This is a genomic window from Streptomyces sp. NPDC051582 (genome assembly GCF_040681715.1).
Classification (GTDB): domain Bacteria; phylum Actinomycetota; class Actinomycetes; order Streptomycetales; family Streptomycetaceae; genus Streptomyces.
On record NZ_JBFAZJ010000004.1, the window covers coordinates 150,777 to 176,530 of the forward strand.

23 protein-coding genes, 1 tRNA gene and 2 pseudogenes are annotated in these 25,754 nt (G+C 70.4%); 16 read left to right on the forward strand and 10 right to left on the reverse strand.

Annotation, left to right across the window (positions count from 1 at the left end; translation table 11 throughout):
* Positions 1 to 57 precede the first annotated feature (57 nt).
* Positions 58 to 942 carry a sigma-70 family RNA polymerase sigma factor gene (locus AB0M92_RS08340; RefSeq protein ID WP_366101291.1) on the forward strand — a complete coding sequence of 295 codons (885 nt, stop codon included), beginning with the start codon at positions 58 to 60 and terminating at the stop codon, positions 940 to 942.
* A gap of 724 nt (positions 943 to 1,666) precedes the next feature.
* Here the strand turns inward: AB0M92_RS08340 and AB0M92_RS08345 are convergent.
* A complete protein-coding gene (locus AB0M92_RS08345) occupies positions 1,667 to 2,644 on the reverse strand; it encodes a LysR substrate-binding domain-containing protein (RefSeq protein WP_366101292.1) in 978 nt (325 codons plus the stop codon).
* A gap of 72 nt (positions 2,645 to 2,716) precedes the next feature.
* Between AB0M92_RS08345 and AB0M92_RS08350 the strand changes: the two genes are divergently transcribed.
* The 5 genes from AB0M92_RS08350 to AB0M92_RS08370 all read left to right on the forward strand — a co-directional run bounded on the left by AB0M92_RS08350 (position 2,717) and on the right by AB0M92_RS08370 (position 6,182).
* The gene (locus tag AB0M92_RS08350; RefSeq protein ID WP_366101293.1) at positions 2,717 to 3,361 is read left to right on the forward strand and encodes a maleylpyruvate isomerase family mycothiol-dependent enzyme; all 645 of its coding nucleotides are present in this window, start codon (positions 2,717 to 2,719) and stop codon (positions 3,359 to 3,361) included.
* A gap of 311 nt (positions 3,362 to 3,672) precedes the next feature.
* Entirely contained in the window at positions 3,673 to 3,888 is a 216-nt protein-coding gene (locus AB0M92_RS08355) for a DUF6243 family protein (protein WP_366101294.1), read from the forward strand.
* A gap of 163 nt (positions 3,889 to 4,051) precedes the next feature.
* The gene (locus AB0M92_RS08360) at positions 4,052 to 4,828 is read left to right on the forward strand and encodes a hypothetical protein (protein ID WP_366101295.1); all 777 of its coding nucleotides are present in this window, start codon (positions 4,052 to 4,054) and stop codon (positions 4,826 to 4,828) included.
* 359 nt (positions 4,829 to 5,187) lie between these two features.
* Positions 5,188 to 5,598: a serine hydrolase domain-containing protein gene (locus tag AB0M92_RS08365; RefSeq protein WP_366101296.1), complete on the forward strand. Its 411-nt coding sequence runs from the start codon at positions 5,188 to 5,190 to the stop codon at positions 5,596 to 5,598.
* Between the two features lie 446 nt (positions 5,599 to 6,044).
* Positions 6,045 to 6,182, forward strand: a complete 138-nt coding sequence (locus AB0M92_RS08370; protein WP_366101297.1) for a hypothetical protein — start codon at positions 6,045 to 6,047, stop codon at positions 6,180 to 6,182.
* Positions 6,183 to 6,189: 7 nt separating this feature from the next.
* On the opposite strand, the gene AB0M92_RS08375 is transcribed toward AB0M92_RS08370, so the two are convergent.
* The 3 genes from AB0M92_RS08375 to AB0M92_RS08385 all read right to left on the reverse strand — a co-directional run bounded on the left by AB0M92_RS08375 (position 6,190) and on the right by AB0M92_RS08385 (position 7,678).
* Positions 6,190 to 6,414 carry a hypothetical protein gene (locus AB0M92_RS08375; RefSeq protein ID WP_366101298.1) on the reverse strand — a complete coding sequence of 75 codons (225 nt, stop codon included), beginning with the start codon at positions 6,412 to 6,414 and terminating at the stop codon, positions 6,190 to 6,192.
* 5 nt (positions 6,415 to 6,419) lie between these two features.
* Positions 6,420 to 6,593 (reverse strand): hypothetical protein, encoded by a 174-nt coding sequence (locus AB0M92_RS08380; protein WP_366101299.1) that lies wholly within the window; start codon positions 6,591 to 6,593, stop codon positions 6,420 to 6,422.
* 488 nt (positions 6,594 to 7,081) lie between these two features.
* A complete protein-coding gene (locus tag AB0M92_RS08385) occupies positions 7,082 to 7,678 on the reverse strand; it encodes a hypothetical protein (protein ID WP_366101300.1) in 597 nt (198 codons plus the stop codon).
* A 471-nt stretch (positions 7,679 to 8,149) separates the two neighbouring features.
* Between AB0M92_RS08385 and AB0M92_RS08390 the strand changes: the two are divergent.
* Positions 8,150 to 8,919: pseudogene (locus AB0M92_RS08390) on the forward strand (tyrosine-type recombinase/integrase); the annotation flags it as partial.
* A gap of 58 nt (positions 8,920 to 8,977) precedes the next feature.
* On the opposite strand, the gene AB0M92_RS08395 reads toward AB0M92_RS08390, so the two are convergent.
* Positions 8,978 to 9,051, reverse strand: a tRNA-Gly gene (locus AB0M92_RS08395).
* A gap of 485 nt (positions 9,052 to 9,536) precedes the next feature.
* Between AB0M92_RS08395 and dcd the strand changes: the two genes are divergently transcribed.
* Together dcd and AB0M92_RS08405 are read left to right on the forward strand one after the other, a co-directional pair.
* A complete protein-coding gene (gene dcd / locus AB0M92_RS08400) occupies positions 9,537 to 10,124 on the forward strand; it encodes a dCTP deaminase (RefSeq protein ID WP_030870952.1) in 588 nt (195 codons plus the stop codon).
* Positions 10,121 to 10,621 (forward strand): phosphoribosyltransferase, encoded by a 501-nt coding sequence (locus tag AB0M92_RS08405; RefSeq protein WP_030152914.1) that lies wholly within the window; start codon positions 10,121 to 10,123, stop codon positions 10,619 to 10,621. Before dcd ends, AB0M92_RS08405 begins: the two co-directional genes overlap by 4 nt.
* 82 nt (positions 10,622 to 10,703) lie before the next feature.
* Here AB0M92_RS08405 and AB0M92_RS08410 read toward each other — a convergent pair whose 3' ends face one another.
* The gene (locus AB0M92_RS08410; protein WP_366101301.1) at positions 10,704 to 11,642 is read right to left on the reverse strand and encodes a Yip1 family protein; all 939 of its coding nucleotides are present in this window, start codon (positions 11,640 to 11,642) and stop codon (positions 10,704 to 10,706) included.
* A gap of 641 nt (positions 11,643 to 12,283) precedes the next feature.
* Between AB0M92_RS08410 and AB0M92_RS08415 the strand changes: the two genes are divergently transcribed.
* Entirely contained in the window at positions 12,284 to 12,598 is a 315-nt protein-coding gene (locus tag AB0M92_RS08415; protein WP_366101302.1) for a hypothetical protein, read from the forward strand.
* 734 nt (positions 12,599 to 13,332) lie between these two features.
* Here the strand turns inward: AB0M92_RS08415 and AB0M92_RS08420 are convergent.
* Together AB0M92_RS08420 and AB0M92_RS08425 are read right to left on the reverse strand one after the other, a co-directional pair.
* Positions 13,333 to 15,534 (reverse strand): annotated as a pseudogene (locus tag AB0M92_RS08420) ((Fe-S)-binding protein); the annotation flags it as partial.
* 121 nt (positions 15,535 to 15,655) lie between these two features.
* The gene (locus tag AB0M92_RS08425) at positions 15,656 to 16,249 is read right to left on the reverse strand and encodes a sugar transferase (protein WP_366101303.1); all 594 of its coding nucleotides are present in this window, start codon (positions 16,247 to 16,249) and stop codon (positions 15,656 to 15,658) included.
* Between the two features lie 205 nt (positions 16,250 to 16,454).
* Between AB0M92_RS08425 and dnaK the strand changes: the two genes are divergently transcribed.
* From dnaK to AB0M92_RS08445, 4 genes are read left to right on the forward strand one after another with little or no spacing between them, the layout of a single operon-like run.
* The gene (gene dnaK, locus AB0M92_RS08430) at positions 16,455 to 18,311 is read left to right on the forward strand and encodes a molecular chaperone DnaK (RefSeq protein ID WP_366101304.1); all 1,857 of its coding nucleotides are present in this window, start codon (positions 16,455 to 16,457) and stop codon (positions 18,309 to 18,311) included.
* Positions 18,311 to 18,982 carry a nucleotide exchange factor GrpE gene (gene grpE, locus AB0M92_RS08435; RefSeq protein WP_366101305.1) on the forward strand — a complete coding sequence of 224 codons (672 nt, stop codon included), beginning with the start codon at positions 18,311 to 18,313 and terminating at the stop codon, positions 18,980 to 18,982. Before dnaK ends, grpE begins: the two co-directional genes overlap by 1 nt.
* A 39-nt stretch (positions 18,983 to 19,021) precedes the next feature.
* Complete coding sequence (gene dnaJ / locus AB0M92_RS08440) at positions 19,022 to 20,212, forward strand: molecular chaperone DnaJ (RefSeq protein WP_366101306.1); 1,191 nt, start codon at positions 19,022 to 19,024, stop codon at positions 20,210 to 20,212.
* Positions 20,213 to 20,214: 2 nt separating this feature from the next.
* On the forward strand, positions 20,215 to 20,667 hold the full coding sequence (locus AB0M92_RS08445) for a helix-turn-helix domain-containing protein (RefSeq protein ID WP_366101307.1): 453 nt from the start codon (positions 20,215 to 20,217) through the stop codon (positions 20,665 to 20,667).
* Between the two features lie 83 nt (positions 20,668 to 20,750).
* Here the strand turns inward: AB0M92_RS08445 and AB0M92_RS08450 are convergent, their stop codons facing one another.
* A complete protein-coding gene (locus tag AB0M92_RS08450; RefSeq protein ID WP_366101308.1) occupies positions 20,751 to 21,764 on the reverse strand; it encodes a helix-turn-helix transcriptional regulator in 1,014 nt (337 codons plus the stop codon).
* 326 nt (positions 21,765 to 22,090) lie between these two features.
* Here AB0M92_RS08450 and AB0M92_RS08455 point away from each other — a divergent pair, with 326 nt between their 5' ends.
* Positions 22,091 to 22,405, forward strand: a complete 315-nt coding sequence (locus AB0M92_RS08455) for a (2Fe-2S)-binding protein (protein WP_099890367.1) — start codon at positions 22,091 to 22,093, stop codon at positions 22,403 to 22,405.
* A gap of 177 nt (positions 22,406 to 22,582) precedes the next feature.
* Here the strand turns inward: AB0M92_RS08455 and AB0M92_RS08460 are convergent, their stop codons facing one another.
* Entirely contained in the window at positions 22,583 to 22,996 is a 414-nt protein-coding gene (locus AB0M92_RS08460) for a pyridoxamine 5'-phosphate oxidase family protein (RefSeq protein ID WP_366101309.1), read from the reverse strand.
* Positions 22,997 to 23,122: 126 nt separating this feature from the next.
* Here AB0M92_RS08460 and clpB point away from each other — a divergent pair, with 126 nt between their 5' ends.
* Positions 23,123 to 25,738 (forward strand): ATP-dependent chaperone ClpB, encoded by a 2,616-nt coding sequence (gene clpB / locus AB0M92_RS08465; protein WP_366101310.1) that lies wholly within the window; start codon positions 23,123 to 23,125, stop codon positions 25,736 to 25,738.
* The last annotated feature ends 16 nt before the right edge of the window (positions 25,739 to 25,754 follow it).

Below are 25,754 nucleotides of genomic sequence, written 5' to 3' on the forward strand. Positions count from 1 at the left end.
GGCATCCCGGCTAGCGTCCTCATGAGCAGTGACGATCATGACGCGAGGACGTGACAGGTGAGCGAGCAGGACACCCTGGCCCGGCGTTTCGAGGAGCACCGCCCCCACCTGCGGGCCGTGGCCTACCGGATGCTGGGCTCGCTCAGCGAGGCCGAGGACGCCGTACAGGAGGCGTGGCTGAGGCTGAGCCGCGCCGACGTCTCCGCCGTGGCGAACCTGGGCGGCTGGCTGACCACCGTGGTCGGCCGGGTGTGCCTGGACATGCTGCGCTCGCGCACCTCGCGGCGCGAGGACCCGCTGTACGACCAGGACGGGGCCGTCCGGCTGCCCGACCCGGTCGTCACGGGTCTCTCCGGCATCGACCCGGAGCGCGAGGTGCTCGTGGCCGACTCCGTGGGCATCGCCCTGCTGGTCGTCCTGGAGACGCTGTCCCCCGCCGAGCGGCTCGCTTTCGTCCTGCACGACCTCTTCGCCGTCCCCTTCGACGAGATCGCCCCGGAGCTCGGCAGGACCGCCGCCTCCACGCGACAGCTCGCCAGCCGCGCGCGCCGCAAGGTCGAGGGCGCCGCGCCCGCCCCCGACCTCGACCTCGTCCGCACCCGCGAGGTGGTGGACGCCTTCCTCACCGCCGCCCGCGGCGGGGACCTCGACGCGCTCGTCGACCTCCTCGACCCCGATGTCGTGGCCCGCTCCGACGCAGGCGCGCTGCGCCCCGGTTCGGTCCGGCGCGGTGCCACCGACGTCGCCTCGAACGCGATCGCCTTCGCCCGCTTCGCGGCGGACGCCGTCCCGGTCCTCGTCAACGGCTTCCCGGGCGCACTCGCGCTGGCCGAGGGCAAGCCCCTGTCGCTCATGGCCTTCACGGTCCGGAACGGCAAGATCGTCGCCCTGGACATCCTCACGGACCCCCGGCGCCTCGCCCTGATCGACCCGCAAAGGTGAAAGCGATGCGGGGGAATCACACGCATCACGATTTGGAGGCCGACTCGTCCTGGCCGGCCAGGTCGTCGCCGAAGCTCTCGTCCACCATCGGCCGCTCGAAGGCGAGCATGCGCACCATCCGGGCGCGGACGTCTTCATCGGTCCCGATGAGCCTTTTGACGAAGACGCTACGGCCGCATTCCGTGTTGCCGGCCCGTTTTTCGTTGCGGCCTACCGGTGCGGAAACCGATTTCCTGTCGAAGTGGCGAACCCCATGCGGTCGAGGAATGATTCCACCGCCGGAACTCCGTCGAGGTCGACGGGAGCGAATGTGGTCGGCATCGGACGGCCGGCCTCAGATGCGCTGCGATGCGCTGCGCTGCGATGCGATGCGATGCCGGCGGCGGGCGGGCCCTGTCGGCCGGGGATCTGCCGGCCCGGGATGTATGTGACCGTGACCTGCGGCGTCTCCTCGGCGGCACCGTGACGGCGTGGACACCGGCCGGTGCGGCGGAACGGTCTTCCGAGTCACCGAGATGGGTCAGGGTCGCGACGGCCATTCCCGCGACCAGCCCGAATGCGGTGAATACGTAGAGCGAGCGCTTCTTCGAGCGTTCCTTGGCGGTGACCGACTTCGGCATTTCGTTTCCCCTCGTGGAGTCGTTTCCTTCTCGACGTGGAAAAATTCTGCCGCGTTGCAAGGGCCCCGAGCGGGAAAATCAGTTCAGCTTCCTGTCCGAACGGTTCAGCTTCCTGCACCCCTTCGGTCACGGGCGGCGCCGGTGGCGACGAGGTCGGTGCGCAGCCGGTCCAGCAGCGCTCCGGCGGCGGGGCCGGCCGGGCCCGCGGCCCGCCAGGCGAGGGCGATCCGGGCGCGCGGCTGCGGCTCGGCGAAGGACAGGACCCGCAGGCCGAGCGCCGAAGCGACGTGTTCCGGAAGCCGTGGCACGGCGGCCACCCCGAGACCGCGGGCGGCGAGCTGCGCGAGGAACTGCGGATCGGCGGCTTCGAACACGACGCGCGGGCGGAACCCGGCTCGTACGCAGGCACGTTCCAGCACCCCGCGGGTGCCGGTGCCGTGCGGCAGGCTGATCACCGGCCGGTCGCGGAGCGCCTCCAGGCGCAGGCCCGTTCCGCCCGTTCCGCCGGCTTCGGCGGCTTCGGCGGCTTCGGCGGCGAGCCGGACCAGGGGGTCGTCCGGAGCGACGGCGGCCACCAGCGGTTCGTCGATCAGGACTTGAAGGCGGACGCCCGGCGGAGGCTCCTCGTCGGCGAGCCCGGCCAGGGCGATGTCAAGTGCGCCGTCCTGCAGCGCGGCGAGCATGCGTTCCGACGAGAACTCGGTCAAGGTGACCTCGATGTGCGGGTGTTGCTCGTGGAAGGCGGCCAGGGCGGCGGCCAGATCGAACTCGTGGACGGCGGCCCCGGAGACCACGCCGATGGTGACCCGCCCGCGGAGCAGCCCGCTGAACTCGTCCGCCACCTGCCGGGCGCCCTCGACGGCGGCGAGGGCCGCCCGCGCGTACGGCAGCAGTGCCTCGCCCACCTCCGTGGGCGTCACCGACCGGCCCGAGCGGTCCAGCAGCGGTTGCCCGAGTTCCCGTTCGAGCCGGCGGATCTGCGCGCTGATGCCCGGCTGGGCCATGTGCAGGCGGGCGGCGGCGCGCGTGAAGCTGCCTTCCTCCAACACCGCGACGAAGTACTGCAACTGCCGGAGCTCCATAACCGGCGATTCTAGAAGTGAGAACAACAGGCTCTTGGACTTATGCAGTGGTGCGCGTTCACCCTGGACGGCATGGGACACATCACGCACGGAGGCGCGGCGCGGGCTGACGGCCTCACGGTGGCGATCGCGGCCGAACGCCGCGAGCTGGCCGACCTCTTGGACTCGCTGCCCGCCGAGAAATGGGACGCCCCCACCCTGTGCGGGGGCTGGCGGGTACGTGAGGTCGCGGCCCACATGACGATGGGATTCCGTTACTCGCTGCCGAAGATGGCGCTCGAACTCGTCAAGGCGCGCGGACGCATCCACCGGATGACCGACGTGTGTGCGCGCCGGGACGCGGCCGCGCACTCGCCCCGGGAACTGGCGGCACTGCTCCGGGACAACGCGCGGCACCCCTGGACACCGCCGGTCGGCGGCGCCGCCGCGGCGCTGGGCCACGACGTCGTCCACGGTCTGGACATCACGGTCGCGCTCGGCCTCGACCGCCGGGTGCCCGAGGACCGCCTGCGCATCCTCCTCGCCGGCATCGACACCCGGACCCTCAGGTTCTTCCGGGCGGACCTCGACGGGGTGGAACTGCGTGCCACCGACCTCGACTGGTCCTTCGGTACCGGCGCACCCGTCCTCGGCACCGCCCAGGACCTCCTCCTGCTCGCCTACGGCCGCAAGCTGCCTCCGGGGCGGACGCAGGCGCACTCGTCATGTCGTGAATGATCGCGTCGGGACCGGCTCTCCCGCGTCGGGCCACGGCCCGCTTCCCGTACGGGCCCCAGGTCGGTGGTCCGGCGGGCGGCGAGGCGGCGAGGCGGCGGGGTGGCGAGGTGGCGAGGTGGCGAGGTGGCGAGGTGGAGAAAAGCATGGTGCGCGGGGGCCGACGGAACCGGGTACCGTCATTGTCATGTTCTTCCAGACGCCGATTCACGAGTGAGAGCGTGATGGGCCCCCGCTGACGTCCTCAGACGTCGCCGCGCCCGTCCCCCACCGATGAATCCGTAGATCACTTCACATCATTACCGGGAGAACCCATGACCGTGAGCAAGAACATCAACAACCCCGTGGGCCAGGGCGGCGGCCAGCGCAAGAGGCAGTCCCGCGCCGAACGGCAGAACAACGGTCCGCACCGCAACCTCGATCGCCAGGGTGCCGCCGACCAGAAGGCGGAGCTGGTGCGCAAGATGCGCGAGAAGGCGGGCGCGGCCGAGGGCGGCGCGCAGGCGGACGAAGACACCGACGAGAGCTGACGCAGCCCCGCCGCAGGGCGGCAGGGCACGAGGGCAGGGCCCGGACCGCGACGCGCGGTCCGGGCCCTGCCTCCGTACGCGGGTCCAGCCGACCGTGAAGGCGGCCGACCGGCCGACCGGCGGACCGGCCGACCGGCGGACGGAACGGGAAAGGGTGCCACGCATGACCCGCTTCACCGCATTGCTCTGCACGGGCTTCGGCGGCGAGCCGACGACGGATGTCGACGATGTGATCTTCGGGGCTTTCGACGAGCCAGGACACCGGGACCGCGTGCCCGGACTCGTCGAGCTGATGAACGATCCCGCCGAACCGGAGCTCGAACGTTTCCTGGCCTGCGTGGCGCTGGCGACGTGGGGTGAGGCGGCGGGGTACGAGGCGGTCATCCGTGCTGCCGAGAACCCCCGGAACACGCCTTGGTACGACATCTCGCTCGACCGCAAGTTCTCGGTCGACAGCACGTTCGCGCAGCTGGCGAACGCGGTGGCCGATGGGGATTTGGCGCAGGAGAAGGGGACCGGACCACTGCGCGTGGAAGCGGCCCGCGCCTTGGTGCGTCTCGCGGACCGCCAGTACTTCGAGGACGGGCTGGGCGAGTTGTTCGACAACGCCACGCTGCGGGCGCTGCTGGACGACATCCAGGAGGTAGTCGACCGGGGCGTGCGGTCCCTGGCGGCTGGTGAGAAGCGGCGGTTCGACCTGCCCACGCAGTTGGTCGACCTGACCGGTGCGGTATCGGTCCTCGACGGCCCCCTGGGCGTGGACATGGCCCTGAGCGTGCTGGACGTCAGCTCCTCGCCCCGCACGCTGAACCATGCCGTAGCCGTCGTGGCCCGCGCCGGGGGGCCGCAGGCCCGGCGATTCGCCGAGTACCTGCTGGCAGTGGGTGACGAGAAGGTGTGCGCGGGGGTCCGCGAGGCGCTCGGCCGGCACCGGCGGTGAGTACGCTTTCGCCCACGACACCGAGCGGGACGCGTTCCTGTGGCGACGAGTTCCGCTTCGTCCCGCGGCGTACGGGTTGACGCAAGCGGATGCGGAGGAGCTGACCTCCGGCCGGGACTGACCGGCCATGGCCACGTCCCATCCGCTCCGAGGCCACGGGTACCGGCGCGCGCGGGCCTGCCCGCGGTGGCCGCCCTCCTCCTCGCCGCCCTGTGCACGGGCACGGCTCCCGCCGGGGCCGCCATCCCCACCGCTCCCGTCCGGCAGGACACGTTCGACGCGGCCACCGTGGCCAGGCTCGACGCGGCCATCACGAAGGTCATGAAGGAGACCGGGATCCCCGGTCTCAACATCGGTGTGTGGATCCCGGGCCGAGGCGCGTACGAGAAGTCCTTCGGGACCGCCGGCACGAAGACCGGCGCCCCCATGAAGGCCGAGTCCGCCAGCTCGCCGAGCTGCGCAGCGGTCTCTTCGACTACATCGACGACCCGCAGTGGCTCGCGGACCTGCGCGCCGACCCCGAGCGCGGCTACACCCCCCGCCAGCTCCTGGACATCGCCTTCTCCCACCCGCCGACCTTCGCCCCCGGCGCCAAATGGCAGTACAGCAACACCAACCTCGTCCTCCTCGGCCTGCTGGTCGAGAAGGTCAGCGGGCAGCGGCTCGGCGCCTACCTCCAAGAGCACTCCCCGCATCTCCTACGGTCTGGGCATCCTCGACACCTACGGCTGGCGGCCACAACGGGGACCTGCCCGGGTACGAGTCGATAGCCGTCCAGTACCCCACCGACAAGGCCACGCTCGTCGTCCTAACCTTCCCCGAGTGGTCGATGGCGTTGCCGTTGGAGCAGTTGCTCCTGTGATTCCCCGTCCAGTCGCTGAGCGAGGCCACCAGGCCAGCTTCTGGATGCACACGTCGGCAGTGGTGCAGTTCCTGCTGTCGGACGCACTGGTGACCGTCGCCCTGCCCCTGTGGGTGTCCGAGCGGGCCGACGTCGCGGTCGGCGTGGTCGGCGTGTTCTTCCTGATCAACACGGTCGTGACCGTCGTCCTGCAGCCCCGGCTCTCCCGGGCTCACCGATGCGGCCACCGCCGGCCGGGCCCTGGTCCAGTCGGGCTGCGTCCTGGCCGTCGGCGCCACGGCCTTCCTGATCGGCGGCCTCACCACCGCCTGGGCGACCTCCGCGGCCCTGGTCGTCGATGTCACCCTGTTGTCCGTGGGCGAAGCCCGGTTCACCGCAGCGGGTTGGTGGTTCTCGGTCGAGTTCGCCCCGGCCGACAAGCGCCCCCGCTTCCTCGCCGTCCACAGCCTCAGCGCCACGGAAGCCGGAGCCCCGGCCCCGGTGCGGTCCTGAGATGAGGTCATCCCTCCAGGTCGCCGGCCGTGAAGCCGGACCGCGGGCGGCGAAGGTCACGGCTCTCCCAGAAGGTGATCTGCCTCTCCTCGATGCGCCGCCGGGCCACCTCCAGCAAGTCCCCGCCCGCCGGTTCGCCAACCTCGCGGGTGTACTCGCCGAACCAGCGGGCCACCAGGGGCGCATCCGGCTCGCCGGCGAGCCGGGCCCGCCCAGGCGGCCGCGGTGCCACCGCGGTCAGGGCGGCCAGCTCGAACAGCCGCTCGCGCCGTGCCGGCCTCCAGCCACCCCCAGCTCCCGCCAGGCGCGCACCAGCGGCTCGACCGTCTCGTCGGGGCCCACCACCAGCGGCGCCGGAGGGCCGTTCTCCCGCCACAACAGGGCCAGTTCCCGCGCGATGGACTCCGACATCGGACCGACCGCTGCCCGCCGTCCGGGCACACAGGCGAAGGCGCCCACGACGGCGGCGCCGGTCCCGGCGCGTCACCGACCGAACCCCGCACCCCGGCCCGGCCGTTGTGATGAAGCCACCATGCCCATCAGGTACGTACACTCGGCCGGATCCCCTGTGGGTAAGGGAGGAGCATGCTGCTCGGCTTCGTCCAGCCGAGACCGGGACTGGTACGCCGAGCCCGGATCCGGGGGCCTGGTGTGCGTGGGGGAGGGTGTGCTGGCCTACGCGGCACCACCTTCGGCTGCAGGCCCGCGACCTGGCCGGCATGCCGAAGGCATTCAGGTTCTGCGACCGTCGTCGCACCGGGCACACCCTGTCGACGCGGTCCGGGGCCATGCTCAAGGACCCCTTGTTGACCGCTGGTTACCGCCCCTACCGGCACGTTGTGGCACGGCTTCCGGCGGGTGGGAGCATCGAGGATCGCGTCGCGGGCCTTCTGGGCGGGTCAGAGGTCGAGGTGCACCGTGACGTCGAAGAGTGCCTGTCCGGTGTTGACCGCGTAGTTGGAGTACGCCTCGTAGAAGGCGCCCGACATGGCTGACGTCGTGTTGGCAGGACCGGTGATGTCGATCCCGGTGGTGCCGACGTGGACGTTCTGGCTGGTGAGCTGGTAGGTGAGGATGTCGATGGTGGTCGGCGCCCCTCCGTTGATGACGGTCTCGGCGGTGAACTTCCTGCCGGTCAGATCGTCAACCAGGTTGCTGAATCCCAGGTTTTGGTTGTCGTCGGTGCGGGTGAAGTCGATGCCACCGTTGAGGGGGAAGCTGCCTTCCAGGGGGGTGACCGTGAGGGATCCCTCGGTGATCGGGGTCGTGACGCAGGGCGTCGGGCCGCTCTCGCTGAGGGTCGCGGGAGCGACGGCCGTCATGTGCACGCCCATGGAGTTGAGGTTGGTGACGGCGGCGGTGGTGAGGCAGAAGGTGGCGTGCCCCTTGGCCGGGATCGGGGCGGCCGCACCCGCCGGGGCGGCGGTGGCCAGCATGACGGTCAGCCCGAGGACGAACGAGCAAGCGGACATGGCGGCGGTGTTGCGCAAACGCATGAGGTGTCCTTTGTCGCGTGCATGGATGGCGGGAGTCGGGGCCACCCTAGAGCGGGATGAATACGACGAAACGGTTCTCCCGGCAGGTGTCGAGTGTCGCCGTCGATCCGATGCCGCCACCGACGCCTTCGCAGTGCCCGCACTGCTGCCCGGGGTGCTGTATCGACGACGTCCTCGCCATCGCCGGCCAGGTGAAGGGGCTCAAGCAGCCGGCGATGCGGTGCTCTTCATCCCCTCCGCACGACGCGACATCGCGCAGGTGTCGCCGACCGCGTTCGCAGGCCTGACGACATCGCGCCGGCCCGTGACCCGGTCACCTCGGCCACCCTCAAGGGCGAGAAGGCACTCAGGTCCTTCTGGTGCGGGACGCGGCGGACATTGCGCAAACCCCGTCAGCGCAACGGGACCTGGCCAAGGCCACCGCCTTGTCCGAGCACTTCACGGTGCTCGAAGACCGCCGAGCCGGAGTACGACCTCGACGAGATCACCCCACCCCGGGTGCGGACCTGGCGGGCCGAGCGGCTCAAGGAGACCGCTGCCGACGACGAGTTGATCCGCCGCAACCCATGCCGGATCAAGGGCGCGGGCAAGGAGTCGCCCGCCGAGCGGCAGACCGCCACCGTGGAGCAGGTCGACGCGCTCGCCCGGGAGCTGGCCGGGCGCTGGCCGGGCGCTGGCGGCTGCTCGTCTACATCGCCGCCTACGGTCCCGCCCGGCCCGAGGCGCAAGCTCCTCTGCGGCGGCATGACGTCGACCTCGTCAACAACGGCGTCTGGGTGCGGTCCGCCGAGCCCGAGCTGAACACCGGCAGGCGGGCACCCGGCGAGACCAAGTCCGAAGCAGGTAAGCGGTTCATCGTCCTGCCGGACTTCATGAAGGGTGATCTCAAGCTCCACATGTATCTGTACGCGGAGCAAGAGCCGGACGGGCTGCTCTTCGTGGGGGAGCGGGGCGGGCCCTTTCGGCGGACGACCTTTGGACGGAAGTGGAAGAAGGCCCGGAAGAAGGTGGGACTGCCCGACGGGTTCACGCTCTACGACCTTCGTCACACCGGGCACACGCTCTCGACGCAGTCCGGGGCGACGCTCAAGGGCACGATGGTGCGGGCCGGCCAGTCCTCGGAGAAGGCGGCGATGATCTACCAGCACTCCAACCTTGAACGCCGGCGCGAAGTCGCCGCCGGGATCGATGCGCGGGTGCAGGCATGCGAGCCGAGGCATCTGCACGGATCTGGCACGTGAGGGGTAGAGAGGTCTAGGCAACACAAAAGCCCCAGGTCGTTGACCTGGGGCTTCGTTATGGAGCGGATGACGGGAATCGAACCCGCGCTATAAGCTTGGGAAGCTCATGTTCTACCATTAAACTACATCCGCATAACGTTCCAGTTGCCTGGATCGGTATCTTTGGACACTCTACCCCATGATCGACCCCCGGTGAATCGGCCGCGGGGTCGTCGTCGTGTGTGGGGTGCACCGACAGTCGTGGGGGCGGGAGTTGGGGCGTAACGTACCCGTGCGTCGCGGTGCTCGGGCGGTCTTGGAGTGGCGGCTGGAGCGGCTCGCGATCATCCCCTAATGTGGCGATTCGTCGCAGTACGGCAGGTTGGGGAAAGGGACTCGATGGAGAACACCGTCGTCCGTTGTGCCGAAGGGCACGTTTTCAGTACCGCTTCGTTTCCGCTGCAGCACCTCGGTGCCGGCCGGATCGGGCCCGGACGGCTGCTGCGGTGCCCGCGGTGTGCGCGGCTGAGGCACGCCGTGCCCGTCGGGGCGGCGGCCGTCAAGCGATAGCGGTCCGCGGGGCGCGCGGCGCCGCTCTCGATTGGGGGTGGCCCGTGCGCACTGCGTATCCTCGGGACGTGCTTCTCTCAGACAAAGACATCCGGGCCGAGATCGACAGCGGACGGGTTCGCATCGACCCGTTCGAGGAATCGATGGTGCAGCCCTCCAGCATCGATGTACGTCTCGACCGCTTCTTCCGGGTGTTCGAGAACCACCGCTACGCCCACATCGACCCCGCCGTCGAGCAGCCCGACCTGACCCGCATGGTCGAGCCGGAGGGTGACGAGGCCTTCATCCTCCACCCCGGTGAGTTCGTGCTCGCCTCGACCTACGAGGTCATCTCGCTGCCCGACGACATCGCCTCCAGACTGGAGGGGAAGTCCAGCCTGGGCCGCCTCGGGCTGGTGACGCATTCGACCGCCGGGTTCATCGACCCCGGTTTCTCGGGGCACGTGACGCTCGAACTGTCGAACCTCGCCACCCTCCCCATCAAGCTGTGGCCCGGGATGAAGATCGGGCAGCTGTGCATGTTCCGGCTCAGCTCGCCCGCCGAGTTCCCGTACGGGAGCGAGCGGTACGGGTCGCGGTACCAGGGCCAGCGCGGCCCCACGGCCTCCCGCTCCTTCCAGAACTTCCACCGCACCCAGGTGAGGCACGAGGCATGAGCGACGTCGTACGAGAGAACCTGAACTACGAGGGATTCGGGCGGGCGGTGCGCGAGCTCGCGCAGACCATCGCCGATGACGGCTACGAGCCCGACATCATCCTCAGCATCGCCCGGGGCGGCGTCTTCGTCGCCGGCGGTCTGGCGTACGCGCTCGACTGCAAGAACATCCACCTGGTGAATGTCGAGTTCTATACGGGTGTCGGGACCACGTTGGAAATGCCGGTCATGCTGGCCCCCGTGCCCGAGGCGATCGACTTCACCGACAAGAAGGTCCTCATCGCCGATGACGTGGCCGACACCGGCAAGACGCTGAAGCTCGTCCACGACTTCTGCCTGGGCCACGTCGCCGAGGTCCGGTCCGCCGTGATCTACGAGAAGTCGCACTCGCTCGTGAAGTGCGAGTACGTGTGGAAGAAGACCGACGAGTGGATCAACTTCCCGTGGTCGGTCGAGCCGCCCGTCGTGAAGCGCGAGGGCCAGGTCCTCGACGCCTGACCGAGCGGTTGTCTGACGGCTGAGGGCCCCGGCGTCTTGTGCGCCGGGGCCCTCACTCGTCGTTCGTCGTGGGCGGCGGGCCCTACAGCGTGCCCAGCTTGATGATCGACAGCAGTGCGACGAGCTGGATCGCGGACGCGCCGAGCGCCTTCGGCCAGGGCAGGTCGTGCGACTTGCTGACGAGCGAGGTGAACAGGGCTCCGGCCGCCACCCACGTCGCCCAGCCCAGTACCTGCACGAACATGTTGTCCCCGCCCAGGAACACGGCGAAGAGCAGGCGCGGGGCGTCCGTGATGGACATGACCAGCATCGACAGGCCCACGGTCGGCTGCCACGCGCCGTCGCCGCCCAGCTGGCGGGCCAGGGTGTGCGTGACCGCGCCCAGGATCAGGCCGCAGATGACGAAGGCCACACCGGCGCTGAGGACGATCGGGACGGCGTTGGGGAGGGTGGCCTTCATGACGTCCTCGCGGGCGTCGTCGAGGCCGAAGACCGCGAGCAGGCCGTACAGGAAGGTCACGATCAGCGCCGGGCCCCAGACGGCGTAGTCGCGCATCTGCAGGAACGTCGGCCCCGGCCGCATCACGATGCCGCGCAGGAGTTCCTTCCACGGCAGCCGCGGGCCCGCCGGCGCGGCCGCAGAGGCGCCCGCGTGGTACGTCGCGCCCTGGCTGTACGGGTCCTCGCCGTACGCGAAGACCTGGGTGTGCCCCGGGTTGTCGTTCGCGTACGAGCCGCCGCCGCGGCCGCCCTGGCCGCCTTGGCCGTACGGGGGTTGCTGCTGGCCGTACGACTGGCCGGGCTGCTGTCCGTACGGCTGCTGCTCGTGCGGGTCGAAGTACTCGGGCTCGCCGTGGCCTCCGGCGGCGGGCTGCTGAGGCCACTGCTGCTGGGGAGGGTAGGGCTGTTGGCCGTACGGCGCCTGCGGCGGTTGCTGCTGCTGTCCGTACGGCTGCTGCCGCGGGGGTTGTTGGGGAGCGCGGTTGTTGTCCCGGCCGCGTCCGATCCTGAATCCAGCCACGTGATCGAACGTACCTGGTCCCGGAGGTCGTGGTGGGCGAGCTGCCGGAATAGGGGCCCTTTGCGGCTGAGCTGTGACATCCCCTAGGGGATCCCTAATGGGTTGGTTTGGGTGGTTTGCGCGGTTGGTGGGGAGTCTGCGGGGCCAAGAGCCACGAGTACGAGAAGAGTCCTCCACATGCGCAGCACCCGTCGTACCACCCTTCGTAGCGCCGCCGTCTTCGCGGGCGCGGCCGCCGTACCGGCCCTCCCGGTCGGATCCGCGTTCGCGGACTCGTCGGCGGGGCCGGAGCCGGAGGTCCTGCCGGGGGTCGAGCAGCCGGTCAACGAGCGGCCCGTGGGGGAGGAGCCGGTTGCGGTGCCGGCGGTGGATCCGACCGCGCCGCCGGCCAAGCGGGCCTTCGTGACCACGGTCAAACTCGCGGACGGCTCGATCGCCGAGGTCTACAAGATCGGCGACGGCCACTTCGAGGCCGAGGTCCAAGCGGGTCGAGATCTCCATGCCGAACGGGAACCTCCTCGGGACGGTCGACCTGAAGCGCCCCGGCGCGCGGAACGACGGCTGGACCTACCGGATCGTCCAGGACGGCAAGCGCGTGAAGTTCGTCGTCCATCGACGGGAAGGGCGGCGGGAGCAGCTGGGTGTACGGGTTCGACGGGAAGCTGATCGAGAAGTACGTGGCCGAGCGCTCGGTGGGGGCCTCGAAGGCCGGGAAGCCGGCGGCGGACCGGGTGGAGCGGCCGGACCGCGTGGGGGGCGTGGAGCGGGTGGAGCGCGTGGAGCGGGTGGTGCCGAAGGGTGGCGTGAAGGCGGGGGCGGAGGGGGCCGATGCCGGTTCCGCGGCTTCGAAGGGTGACTCCCCGGTGCTGGTTGCCGCCGGCGGTGGGATGGCTGCCGTGGGGGCGGCGGGGCTGGGCTTCGCCCTGCTGACGCGCGGGGGTGCCGACCAGTCCTGACGGGGTGGGCGGGGCCGGGGGCGGGCCGTGGGCGGGCCGCTGCGCGGGGCTTTCCCCCGCCCCGCCCCTTCCCGAAACCGGGGGCTCCGCCCCCGGACCCCGAAACGCCGGTACGGCCGGTCCCCCGGGCAGGGGACCGGCCGTACCGGCGTTTCGTCGCGGACGGGCGGCCTGACGGGGCTGCCGCCCCGCCCGTCGGACGCCTTCGGCTTCGGCTAGGCCTTGGCCTCCGGCTTCGCCTCGGACTCGGCGTCCGCCGCACCCTCCGGCTCGGGCTTCGCCGCCTGCGCGGTCTCCCCCTCGGCCGGAGCCTCGTCCTCGGCCTCGGCCGTGGTGGCGGGCTTCGCCGCAGCCTCGGTCTCGGCGGTGGTCTTGGCCTCGGTCGCAGCCGCGGCGGCCGCCTCCGCGTCCGCTTCCGCCTCGGCGGTGGTCTCGGCGGTGGTCTCGGCCGGGGTCTGGGCCTCGGCGCCGGCCTCTGCTGCCGCTTCCGCCTCGGCGCCGGCTCCCGCCGCAGCCTCCGCTTCAGCCTCGGCCTTCGCCGCAGCCTCCGCTTCCGCCTTCGCCTCCGCCTCGGCCTTCGCCTTGGCTTCCGCCGCCGCCTTCGCCTTGGCTTCCGCCTCGGCCGCCGCCTTCGCCGCCGCAGCCTCCGCCTCGGCCGCCGCTGCCTGCTCCGCAGCCAGGGCCTCCGCAGCCAGGGCCTCCGCCGCCAGTTCGGCTTCCGTCGGGGCCGGGGCCTTCACCGACTCCAGGAGGAGCTGGGCCACGTCCACGACCTGGACGGATTCCTTCGCCTGGCCGTCGTTCTTCTTGCCGTTCACCGAGTCCGTCAGCATGACCAGGCAGAACGGGCAGGCCGTCGAGACGATGTCCGGGTTCAGGGACAGCGCCTCGTCCACGCGCTCGTTGTTGATGCGCTTGCCGATGCGCTCTTCCATCCACATCCGCGCGCCGCCCGCGCCACAGCAGAAGCCCCGCTCCTTGTGGCGGTGCATCTCCTGCTGGCGCAGCCCCGGCACGGCCGACATGATCTCGCGCGGCGGCGTGTAGACCTTGTTGTGCCGGCCCAGGTAGCACGGGTCGTGGTACGTGATCAGCCCGTCCACCGGCGTCACCGGCACCAGCCGGCCCTCGTCGATCAGGTGCTGGAGCAGCTGCGTGTGGTGGATGACCTCGTACTCACCGCCCAGCTGCGGGTACTCGTTCGCGATCGTGTTGAAGCAGTGCGGACACGTCGAGACGATGCGCTTCGCCGACTTCGGCTTCTTCGTCTCCGGGTCGTCGTCGTCCTCGCCGAACGCCATGTTCAGCATCGCCACGTTCTCCTGGGCGAGCTGCTGGAACAGCGGCTCGTTGCCCAGGCGGCGCGGGGAGTCGCCGGTGCACTTCTCGTCGCCGCCCATGATCGCGAACTTGACGCCCGCGATGTTCAGCAGCTCGGCGAAGGCCTTCGTCGTCTTCTTCGCGCGGTCTTCGAGCGCGCCCGCGCAGCCGACCCAGTACAGGTAGTCGTACTCCGAGAGGTCCTCGGCGTCCTTGCCGACGATCGGGACCTCGAAGTCGACCTCCTTGGTCCACTCCACGCGCTGCTTCTTGGCCAGACCCCAGGGGTTGCCCTTCTTCTCCAGGTTCTTGAGCATCGTGCCCGCCTCCGACGGGAACGCGGACTCGATCATCACCTGGTAGCGGCGCATGTCGACGATGTGGTCGATGTGCTCGATGTCGACCGGGCACTGCTCGACGCACGCGCCGCACGTGGTGCAGGACCACAGGACGTCGGGGTCGATGACCCCGTTCTCCTCCGCCGTGCCGATCAGCGGGCGCTCGGCCTCGGCCAGCGCCGCCGCGGGAACGTCCGCCAGCTGCTCCGGCGTCGCCTTCTCCTCGCCCTCCATGGTCTTGCCGCCGCCCGCGAGCAGGTACGGCGCCTTGGCGTGGGCGTGGTCGCGCAGCGACATGATCAGGAGCTTCGGGGACAGCGGCTTGCCCGTGTTCCACGCCGGGCACTGCGACTGGCAGCGGCCGCACTCCGTGCACGTGGAGAAGTCGAGGATGCCCTTCCAGGAGAACTGCTCGACCTGGGAGACGCCGAAGACGTCGTCCTCGCCCGGCTCCTCGAAGTCGATCTCCTTGCCGCCGCTCGTCATCGGCTGGAGGGCGCCCAGCGCGGTCGAGCCGTCCGCGTTCCGCTTGAACCAGATGTTCGGGAAGCCGAGGAAGCGGTGCCAGGCCACACCCATGTTGGTGTTGAGCGAGACCGTGATCATCCAGGTGAAGGAGGTGACGATCTTGAGTGCGGCGAAGAAGTACGTCAGGTACTGGATCGTGCTCAGGTCCAGCCCGTCGAAGGCGGCGATCAGCGGGTACGAGGCGAAGAAGCCCGGCTCCCAGCCGTCGACGCCGTGCTGGACGCCCTCCAGCGCGCGCAGCGTCATGATGCAGACGCCGACGATCAGGATGACGGCCTCGACGAAGTACGCCTGGCCCGTCTTGGAACCCGCGAAGCGGGACTTGCGGCCCGCCGCGCCCGGCCGGCTCAGCTGCCGGATCACGATCAGGGTCACGATGCCGAGGACGGTCATCAGGCCGAGGAACTCGGTGAAGATCTCGTACGGCAGCCAGTCCCCGATGATCGGGATCAGCCAGTCGGCCTGGAAGAGCTGGCCGAAGGCGTTGACGATCGTCAGCAGCAGCGAGAAGAAGCCCACCGCCACGAACCAGTGCGCGAAGCCGACGATGCCCCAGCGGTTCATGCGGGTGTGGCCGAGGAACTCCTTGACCAGGGTGATGGTGCGCTGCGTCGGGTCGCCGGTGCGCGTGCCCGCGGGCACTGGCTGGCCGAGCCGCACGAAGCGGTAGATCTGCACGGTGGCACGGCCGAACAGCGCGACGGCCACCACCGTGATGACCAGCGACACGATGATCGCGGCGAGTTGCATGGAAGGGCTCCTCGGGCGGCACTTACTAAGCGGTAACTTATGAAGTCAAGGGTTGAGGTTACCCATTTCCCGCGCCGCAATGTAGGTGGGCGAGCGGTGATCTGTGTCGCTCAGGCATGCCTCAGGAGCGCCTGTGCCGACAGGCCGCCCGAGGGGTCTGAGCCAGGATCGCGAGATCCATCCCCAGCCAATGGCTCTCCACATAGTGCCGGTCCAGCAGCGCCATCTCTTCCCAGGGGAGGTCGGATCGCGCGCTGACCTGCCACAAACCGGTCATTCCGGGGCGTACGAGCAGTCGGTCGGCCCGGTCCGTGCGCGGCTCGGGGCGCGGTCCGACCAGCGACATCTCACCGCGCAGCACGTTCAGCAGCTGCGGCACCCCGTCCAGGGCGCACCGCTCCAGGGCCGTCCCCAGCCGCCCCGCCGCGTCCGTGCGCAGCCGCCGGGTCAGGAAGGGCCGCCCGGCGAGCCCGGCCGCCGGCTCCCGTACGAGGACCCGCCCGCCCTGGGTCGCGTACAGCAGGGCCGCGACGGCCAGCAGCGGCAGTGCGAGCAGCCCGGCCAGCAGGGCGGCCCCGAGGAGGTCGACCACCCGCTTGGCCGACAGGTCCGGCAGGTTCGGAAGGTCCGCCCGGCGTGCCGGGGGGCGCGGGTTCGCGGGGGGCCGTCGTACGAGGTGCCGGATCGGGGGGAGCGTGAGCGGCGGCAGCGGCATGGGGGCACCCTGCCCTGCACCCCGGGCGGTCGCGGGGTGCCGCGCAGCGCCCGCGCCCAGCATCCCCCGCTCGGCCCTCCGGGGCTCCCTGTGAGCGTAAGGCCGGGATAAAAGTTGAGTCGCCCACACTCACCTCTGTTGACGTCCGCCCGGTGATCGGGCATGGTTGAGTCTGTTCCACTCAAGTCAGCTGGAGGAAATCAAAATGGCACGTGCGGTCGGCATCGACCTGGGCACCACTAACTCCGTCGTCAGCGTTCTGGAAGGCGGCGAGCCCACCGTCATCACCAACGCCGAGGGCGCCAGGACCACGCCGTCCGTCGTCGCCTTCGCCAAGAACGGCGAGGTCCTCGTCGGCGAGGTCGCCAAGCGCCAGGCGGTCACGAACGTGGACCGCACCATCCGCTCCGTCAAGCGCCACATGGGCACTGACTGGAAGATCAACCTGGATGGCAAGGACTTCAACCCGCAGCAGATGAGCGCCTTCATCCTGCAGAAGCTGAAGCGCGACGCCGAGGCGTACCTGGGTGAGAAGGTCACGGACGCGGTCATCACCGTCCCGGCCTACTTCAACGACTCCGAGCGCCAGGCGACGAAGGAGGCCGGCGAGATCGCGGGCCTGAACGTCCTGCGCATCGTCAACGAGCCGACCGCCGCCGCCCTGGCCTACGGCCTCGACAAGGACGACCAGACCATTCTCGTCTTCGACCTCGGTGGCGGCACCTTCGACGTGTCGCTCCTGGAGATCGGCGACGGCGTCGTCGAGGTCAAGGCCACCAACGGTGACAACCACCTCGGTGGTGACGACTGGGACCAGCGCGTCGTCGACTACCTGGTGAAGCAGTTCGCCAACGGCCACGGCGTGGACCTCTCCAAGGACAAGATGGCGCTCCAGCGCCTGCGCGAGGCCGCCGAGAAGGCGAAGATCGAGCTGTCCTCCTCCACGGAGACCACGATCAACCTGCCCTACATCACGGCTTCCGCCGAGGGCCCGCTGCACCTGGACGAGAAGCTCACGCGCGCCCAGTTCCAGCAGCTGACCGCGGACCTGCTGGACCGCTGCAAGACCCCGTTCCACAACGTCATCAAGGACGCCGGCATCCAGCTGTCCGAGATCGACCACGTGGTCCTGGTCGGCGGCTCCACCCGCATGCCGGCCGTCGCCGAGCTCGTCAAGGAGCTGACCGGCGGTCAGGACGCGAACAAGGGCGTCAACCCGGACGAGGTCGTCGCCATCGGCGCCACCCTCCAGGCCGGTGTCCTCAAGGGTGAGGTCAAGGACGTCCTGCTCCTCGACGTGACCCCGCTGTCCCTCGGCATCGAGACCAAGGGCGGCATCATGACCAAGCTCATCGAGCGCAACACCACGATCCCGACCAAGCGGTCCGAGATCTTCACGACGGCCGAGGACAACCAGCCGTCCGTGCAGATCCAGGTCTACCAGGGCGAGCGCGAGATCGCGGCGTACAACAAGAAGCTCGGCATGTTCGAGCTGACCGGCCTGCCGCCGGCCCCGCGTGGCGTCCCGCAGATCGAGGTCTCCTTCGACATCGACGCGAACGGCATCATGCACGTCACGGCCAAGGACCTCGGCACGGGCAAGGAGCAGAAGATGACCGTCACCGGCGGCTCCTCGCTCGGCAAGGACGAGGTCGACCGCATGCGCCAGGAGGCGGAGCAGTACGCGGACGAGGACCTGCGCCGCAAGGAGGCGGCCGAGTCCCGCAACCAGGGCGAGCAGCTCGTCTACCAGACGGAGAAGTTCGTCAAGGACAACGAGGACAAGGTCCCGGCCGAGGTCAGGACCGAGGTCGAGGCCGCCGTCACCGAGCTGAAGGACAAGCTCAAGGGCGAGGACACCGCCGAGATCCGCACCGCGACCGAGAAGCTCGCCGCGGTCAGCCAGAAGCTCGGCCAGGCCATCTACGCCGACGCGCAGGGCGCCCAGGGTGCGGCCGGTGCCGCGGGCGACGCGGGCCAGGCCGGAGCCGCGGACGCCGCCGACGACGTCGTCGACGCCGAGATCGTGGACGAGGACAAGCCGAAGGGCGGCGCTGCCTGATGTCGGAGGAGACCCCGGGTTTCGAGGAGAAGCCCGAAGTCCCCACCGGCGCCACGGCTGACGACGCCGCCGAGCCGAAGGCCGCAGCCCCCTCCGAGGAGGAGGCCGCGGCCCCGGCCGGGGACTCCGGAGCGAAGTCCGCTCAGGACACGGCTCTGCTGGCGCAGCTGGACCAGGCCCGCACCGCGCTCGGCGAGCGCACCGCGGACCTCCAGCGGCTCCAGGCGGAGTACCAGAACTACCGCCGCCGGGTCGAGCGGGACCGCATCGCCGTCAAGGAGATCGCGGTCGCGTCCCTCCTGACGGAGCTGCTCCCGACGCTGGACGACATCGGCCGGGCGCGGGACCATGGCGAGCTGGTCGGCGGCTTCAAGTCGGTGGCGGAATCGCTGGAGACCGCCGCGGCCAAGATGGGCCTGCAGCAGTTCGGCAAGGAGGGCGAGCCCTTCGACCCGACGATCCACGAGGCCCTGATGCACTCGTACGCGCCGGACGTCACCGAGACGACCTGCGTGGCGATCCTGCAGCCGGGGTACCGGATCGGCGAGCGTACGATCCGCCCCGCGCGGGTCGCGGTGGCCGAGCCCCAGCCGGGCGCGGCCCCCAAGTCCGAGTCGGCCGAGGCCGATGCGCCTTCGGACAAGGACACGGATGCCCCCGACAAGGGCTGACGTTGAACCAGTAGCGGTACGAGAGGAGGGACACCGGGGATGAGCACGAAGGACTTCGTCGAGAAGGACTACTACAAGGTCCTCGGTGTCCCGAAGGACGCCACCGAGGCCGAGATCAAGAAGGCGTACCGGAAGCTCGCGCGCGAGTTCCACCCGGACGCCAACAAGGGCGACGCCTCGGCCGAGGAGCGCTTCAAGGAGATTTCCGAGGCGAACGACATCCTCGGCGACGCCAAGAAGCGCAAGGAGTACGACGAGGCCCGCGCCCTGTTCGGGAACGGCGGCTTCCGCCCCGGTCCCGGCGGGGGCGGCGGCTCGTTCAACTTCGACCTGGGCGACCTGTTCGGCGGCACCCAGCAGGGTGGCGGCGCGGGCGCCGGCGGCTTCGGCGGCGGGGGCGGCCTGGGCGACGTGTTCGGCGGACTGTTCAACCGCGGCGGCGCCGGCCCCGGCGCGCGCGTCCAGCCGCGCCGCGGCCAGGACATCGAATCGGAGGTCACCCTCTCCTTCACGGAGGCGGTGGACGGGGCCACGGTCCCGCTCCGGATGTCCTCCCAGGCGCCCTGCAAGGCCTGTTCGGGCACCGGCGACAAGAACGGCACGCCCCGCGTGTGCCCGACCTGCGTCGGCACCGGCCAGGTCTCCCGGGGCAGCGGTGGCGGCTTCTCGCTGACCGACCCCTGCGCCGACTGCAAGGGCCGCGGCCTGATCGCGGAGACCCCCTGTGACGTCTGCAAGGGCAGCGGGCGGGCCAAGTCCTCCCGCACCATGCAGGTCCGCATCCCGCCGGGCGTCTCCGACGGCCAGCGGATCCGGCTGCGCGGCAAGGGCGCTCCGGGCGAGCGCGGCGGCCCCGCCGGCGACCTGTACGTGGTCGTCCACGTCGGCAGCCACCCGGTGTTCGGCCGCAAGGACGACAACCTGACGGTCACCGTCCCGGTGACGATCTCCGAGGCCGCCCTGGGCGCCGACATCAAGGTCCCGACCCTGAACGGCCCCTCGGTGACGCTGAAGCTGCCGCCGGGCACCCCCAGCGGCCGCACGATGCGGGCCCGCGGCAAGGGAGCGGTCCGCAAGGACGGCACCCGCGGGGACCTGTTGGTGACGGTGGAGGTCGCGGTGCCGGCCGAGCTGTCGGACAAGGCCCGCGAGGCGCTGGAGATGTACCGCGACGCGACGGAGTCGGAGGACCCGCGCGCCGCGCTGTTCGAGTCCGCGAAGGGAGCATGATCATGGACGGCCGCCGCAGGAGCCACTACCAGCTCAACGACGACACTCCTGTCTACGTCATCTCGGTGGCCGCCCAGCTCTCGGGCCTGCATCCGCAGACCCTGCGCCAGTACGACCGGCTCGGCCTGGTCTCCCCGGACCGGACGGCCGGCCGCGGCCGGCGCTACTCGGCCCGCGACATCGAACTGCTCCGCACGGTGCAGGCGCTGTCCCAGGACGAGGGCATCAACCTGGCCGGGATCAAGCGGATCATCGAGCTGGAGAACCAGGTCGCCGCGCTCCAGCAGCGCGTGGCCGAGCTCTCGGCGGCGGTGGACGGCGCGGCGGCCGTGCTCCAGCAGCGCGAGGCCCAGGTGCACGCTTCGTACCGGCGGGATCTGGTCAAGTACCAGCCACCCGTGGCGGGCAACGCCCTGGTCGTCTGGCGCCCCGCGCCGAAGCGCCAGGGAGACTGAGGCCGCCCGCCAGGCCGGCTGACGCCGCCCTGGCACGCGCGCACAGGCCCCGTCCGGGATTCCGGGCGGGGCCCGCCCGTTTTTCAGTCGCCCTCGTCCTCCAGGATCCCCGAGCGGGCGATGAGGAAGCCGAGCTGGGCCCTGCTGCCGCTGCCGAGGGTGCTGGCCAGCTTCGCGATGTGCGCGCGGCAGGTCCGCACGTTCATGCCCAGCCGGCGGGCGATGGCCTCGTCCACGTGCCCCTCGATGAGGAGCTGCGCGATGGTGCGCTGCACGCCCGAGATTCCGCCGCGGGTGTGCTGGTACGTCACTTCCTCCTGGAGCGGCACGGCGCGGTGCCAGAGCTGCTCGAACACCTTGATGAGGTAGTCCACCAGCCCCGGGTGGCGCAGCTCCAGGGCGACCTGGCGGTCGTCGCTGGCCGGGATGAAGGCGACGGTCCGGTCGAAGATGATGAGGCGCTCGAAGAGCTCCTCCAGTGTGCGCACCTCCACCTTGCCGGCCTTGAGGAGGTCGACGTACGCGAGCGTGCCGCGGCTGTGCCGGACGGTGTGCTGGTAGAGGGTCCGGATCCGGACACCGCGGTCGGTCAGCGGCTGGTCGCGCTCCAGGGCCTCGGTGAGTTCCAGGCTGGGGCGGGCGCCGCCGGGCTGGATGGTCAGCATCTCGGTGCGGCACTCGGCCGTGGCGAGGTTGAGGGCGGCGTTGATGGGGTCGAAGCCTTCGAGGACCGTGATGGCATGGGTGCTAGCCGGATTCTGCGCACTGATGGCCAGAAACGGTTCGAACGCCTCGGACAATTCGAGTGAATCGCGCCGTCTGTCACGGATCTCGCGTTCGATCGGATGCAGCCGCTGTGCGAGTGCCACCGCCGGTGGAACCGGACGGAGGGAATTTACGTCATCAGGATCTGGCTGCAACAACGCCAGATCGAGCAGGCAAGGCGCCGTTTTGACGTCCCCACGTGCGATACGTCCCGTGCGCAGTGCGCTCGTGTAGAGCCGTGCCCCCTCGCCGCACAGCTCGGTGACCGAGTGGGGATGTGTCGCTTTTGTGCTGTTTGTGGTCAAATCTCCACCCCCCAGGGTCCTGAACATGCAAGAACATGATGCATCGTCCCTGTGGCAGCGACGTGCCTGAATGAGCCATCGTCTGACAGGCGGGGGAGAGGATTTCATCAAGTGAGGACGAAGCCGACCATGAACAAGAGAATGCTTCGCTCGGCGCTTGCCACCGTCATCTTCTCGGCTGTGGCCGGTCTGGGACTTGCCGGGGTCACCCTGGGGGGCGCTGAAGGGGGTGCCGCAGGCCTCCACGCGGCGCCGCTGGAGGACAGCGGATGGCGCGCGGCACCGTTGGACAGTGGGTGGCGCTCGACCCCCGCGGACGCCGAAGCCGGCGCCCTTGGCGTGGAGAGCGCGGCATGACCCCCGACGACCGCGGTTTCCGTCGCGAAATGGCCTCTGCCTACCGCTCCGGCTGGCAGTTCATCGACCTCGCCACCGCCATCCCCCACATAGGCGACTCGCTGATGGTCACCCTGTTCGGACAGCCCATCGTCATCACGCGCGAGGAGGACGAGGACGTCCGGGCGTACCGCTGCCTGCGCCGCCCCCGCGGCGCGCCGCAGCCCGTCCGCTGCGAGGTGCGCTACGGAATGGTCTTCGTCAACCTTGATCAGCGCGACCACCAGCTCTTCGAACCCGACATCACCACCGCCACCCCCCGCAGTGCCTGAAGCGATTCCCCCGTCGTTGCAGATCGCTCCAGGTGCTTCCCCCACACAACGGCGCCATCGTGGACCTGACCACGATGGCGCCGTTGTGATGTCCGCGTCCAGTGCTTGAACCGGACAAAGGTGAAAGCTGAACCGTTCCGCCGGTTCAGGCCCGGACCCGGGCCCGGACCCGTCGGTTCAGGCCCGGCCCATCGCCCGGTCCAGCGTGATCTCCAGGACGACCCGGTCCGGATTGGGCGAGGGCGTCCGCCCGTACCGCTGCGCGTAGCGCGCCACCGCCTCGGCGACCGATGCCTCGTCCGTACGGACCACCGCGTGCCCCTCCAGGGTGGCCCAGCGGCGCCCCGCCATCTGGCACACCGCGACCCGCGCCGGTCCCGCCTGCGTCCCCTGCGCCGCCAGCACGTTGCGGATCTTCTTGCTGTTCTTGCTGCTGATCACCCGGGCCAGGCCGGCCTCCGGGTCGTACGTGACGCCCACCGGCACCACGTGCGGGGTCCCGTCGGGGCGCGGGGTGGTCAGGGTGCAGACGTGCCGCTCCCGCCAGAAGGCGAGGTACTCGGGCGTCGGGTTGAGTACGTCAAGAGCCATGGCCCGAGGGTACGGGAGGGCACCCGGTTCGCCCTTGAGTGGAATAGACTCAACTTTGCGGACGCTGCCATACTCATAGAGCGGAACCACCCCTGTGTCCGACCCGTCTGAGAGGAGAAGTCGCACGTGGATGCCGAGCTGACCAACAAGAGCCGGGACGCCCTGAACGCGGCCACCAGCCGCGCCGTGAAGGACGGCCACGCGGATCTGACCCCGGCGCACCTGCTGCTGGCCCTGCTGGCCGGCGAGGAGAACGAGAACATCACCGACCTCCTCGCGGCCACCGAGGCCGACCAGGCGGCGGTCCGCAGCGGCGCCGAGCGGCTGCTGGCCGCCCTGCCCAGCGTCACGGGCTCCACGGTCGCGCCCCCGCAGCCCACCCGCGAGCTGCTCGCCGTGCTCGCCGAGGCCGACCAGGAGGCCGGCAAGCTGGGCGACGAGTACCTCTCCACCGAACACCTCCTCATCGCGATCGCCGCCAAGGGCGGCGCGGCCGGTGAGGTCCTTTCCACCCAGGGCGCGACGGCGAAGAAGCTGCTGGAGGCCTTCGAGAACGCACGAGGAGGACGGCGGGTGACCACCCCCGACCCCGAGGGCCAGTACAAGGCCCTCGAAAAATTCGGTACGGACTTCACGGCGGCGGCCCGCGAGGGCAAGCTCGACCCGGTCATCGGCCGCGACCAGGAGATCCGGCGCGTCGTCCAGGTCCTGTCGCGCCGTACGAAGAACAACCCGGTGCTGATCGGCGAGCCCGGCGTCGGCAAGACGGCCGTCGTCGAGGGACTCGCGCAGCGCATCGTCAAGGGCGACGTCCCCGAGTCCCTGAAGAACAAGCGGCTGGTCTCCCTGGACCTGGGCGCGATGGTCGCGGGAGCCAAGTACCGCGGCGAGTTCGAGGAGCGCCTGAAGACCGTTCTCGCGGAGATCAAGGCCAGCGACGGCCAGATCATCACCTTCATCGACGAGCTGCACACCGTCGTCGGCGCGGGCGCCGGCGGGGACTCCTCGATGGACGCGGGCAACATGCTCAAGCCGATGCTGGCCCGCGGCGAGCTGCGCATGGTCGGCGCGACCACCCTGGACGAGTACCGCGAGCGCATCGAGAAGGACCCGGCGCTGGAGCGGCGCTTCCAGCAGGTGCTGGTCGCCGAGCCCTCCGTCGAGGACACCATCGCGATCCTGCGCGGCCTCAAGGGCCGCTACGAGGCCCACCACAAGGTGGTCATCAACGACAGTGCGCTGGTGGCCGCGGCGACCCTCTCCGACCGCTACATCACCTCCCGCTTCCTGCCCGACAAGGCCATCGACCTGGTCGACGAGGCCGCGTCCCGCCTGCGCATGGAGATCGACTCCTCGCCGCTGGAGATCGACGAGCTGCAGCGCTCGGTCGACCGCCTGCGCATGGAGGAGCTGGCGCTGAAGAACGAGTCCGACCCGGCCTCGATCGAACGCCTGGAGAAGATCCGCAAGGACCTCGCCGACAAGGAGGAGGACCTGCGGGGCCTGACCGCCCGCTGGGAGAAGGAGAAGCAGTCCCTCAACCGCGTCGGTGAGCTCAAGGAGCGCCTGGACGACCTGCGCGGGCAGGCGGAGCGCGCCCAGCGCGACGGTGACTTCGACACCGCCTCGAAGCTGCTCTACGGGGAGATCCCGACCCTGGAGCGCGAGCTGGCGGAGGCCACCGAGGAGGAGGAAGAGGCCTCCAAGACGGGTGGCTCCAAGAACACCATGGTCAAGGACGAGGTCGGCCCCGACGACATCGCGGACGTGGTGGGCGCGTGGACCGGCATCCCGGCCGGCCGCCTCCTCGAAGGGGAGACCCAGAAGCTGCTCCGCATGGAGGACGAGCTGGGCCGCCGCCTGATCGGCCAGAGCGAGGCCGTACGGGCCGTCTCGGACGCCGTGCGCCGCACCCGGGCCGGTATCGCGGACCCGGACCGCCCGACCGGCTCCTTCCTCTTCCTGGGCCCGACGGGCGTGGGCAAGACGGAGCTGGCCAAGGCCCTCGCGGACTTCCTCTTCGACGACGAGCGGGCCATGGTCCGCATCGACATGTCGGAGTACGGGGAGAAGCACTCCGTGGCCCGCCTGGTCGGCGCCCCTCCCGGCTACGTCGGCTACGAGGAGGGCGGCCAGCTGACCGAGGCCGTCCGCCGCCGCCCGTACTCCGTGGTGCTCCTGGACGAGGTCGAGAAGGCCCATCCCGAGGTCTTCGACGTCCTGCTCCAGGTCCTGGACGACGGGCGCCTCACGGACGGCCAGGGCCGCACCGTGGACTTCCGCAACGCGATCCTGATCCTCACCTCGAACCTGGGCAGCCAGCTTTTGATCGAGCACAGCCTGATGGACCCGGCGCCCTCCCCGCAGGAGACGCGCGACCGCGTCCTGGAGCTGGTCCGGGCGAGCTTCAAGCCGGAGTTCCTCAACCGCCTGGACGACCTGGTGGTCTTCTCCGCGCTGAGCGCGCCGGAGCTGGCGCGGATCGCCGAGCTCCAGATCGCCGGCCTCGCCAGGCGCCTGGCGCAGCGCCGCCTGACCCTGGACGTCACCCCCGAGGCCTTGGCCTGGCTGGCGGACAAGGGCAACGACCCGGCGTACGGCGCCCGGCCGCTGCGCCGCCTGATCCAGACGGCGATCGGCGACCGCCTGGCCAAGGAGATCCTCGCGGGCGAGGTCCGCGACGGGGACACCGTCCGGGTGGACGTGGCGGGCGAGGACCTGATCGTGGGCAAGGCCCTGTAGCCGGGGGAGGCGCGAG

Excerpts from the sequence above, each read along its gene's own strand:
- AB0M92_RS08345 (WP_366101292.1), bottom strand. The coding sequence starts at position 2,644 with ATGGAGCTCCGGCAGTTGCAGTACTTCGTCGCGGTGTTGGAGGAAGGC.
- AB0M92_RS08350 (WP_366101293.1), top strand. The coding sequence starts at position 2,717 with ATGGGACACATCACGCACGGAGGCGCGGCGCGGGCTGACGGCCTCACG.
- AB0M92_RS08355 (WP_366101294.1), top strand. The coding sequence starts at position 3,673 with ATGACCGTGAGCAAGAACATCAACAACCCCGTGGGCCAGGGCGGCGGC.
- AB0M92_RS08360 (WP_366101295.1), top strand. The coding sequence starts at position 4,052 with ATGACCCGCTTCACCGCATTGCTCTGCACGGGCTTCGGCGGCGAGCCG.
- AB0M92_RS08380 (WP_366101299.1), bottom strand. The coding sequence starts at position 6,593 with ATGTCGGAGTCCATCGCGCGGGAACTGGCCCTGTTGTGGCGGGAGAAC.
- AB0M92_RS08385 (WP_366101300.1), bottom strand. The coding sequence starts at position 7,678 with ATGCGTTTGCGCAACACCGCCGCCATGTCCGCTTGCTCGTTCGTCCTC.
- AB0M92_RS08405 (WP_030152914.1), top strand. The coding sequence starts at position 10,121 with ATGAGCGACGTCGTACGAGAGAACCTGAACTACGAGGGATTCGGGCGG.
- AB0M92_RS08425 (WP_366101303.1), bottom strand. The coding sequence starts at position 16,249 with ATGCCGCTGCCGCCGCTCACGCTCCCCCCGATCCGGCACCTCGTACGA.
- dnaK (WP_366101304.1), top strand. The coding sequence starts at position 16,455 with ATGGCACGTGCGGTCGGCATCGACCTGGGCACCACTAACTCCGTCGTC.
- grpE (WP_366101305.1), top strand. The coding sequence starts at position 18,311 with ATGTCGGAGGAGACCCCGGGTTTCGAGGAGAAGCCCGAAGTCCCCACC.
- dnaJ (WP_366101306.1), top strand. The coding sequence starts at position 19,022 with ATGAGCACGAAGGACTTCGTCGAGAAGGACTACTACAAGGTCCTCGGT.
- AB0M92_RS08445 (WP_366101307.1), top strand. The coding sequence starts at position 20,215 with ATGGACGGCCGCCGCAGGAGCCACTACCAGCTCAACGACGACACTCCT.
- AB0M92_RS08450 (WP_366101308.1), bottom strand. The coding sequence starts at position 21,764 with ATGTTCAGGACCCTGGGGGGTGGAGATTTGACCACAAACAGCACAAAA.
- AB0M92_RS08455 (WP_099890367.1), top strand. The coding sequence starts at position 22,091 with ATGACCCCCGACGACCGCGGTTTCCGTCGCGAAATGGCCTCTGCCTAC.
- AB0M92_RS08460 (WP_366101309.1), bottom strand. The coding sequence starts at position 22,996 with ATGGCTCTTGACGTACTCAACCCGACGCCCGAGTACCTCGCCTTCTGG.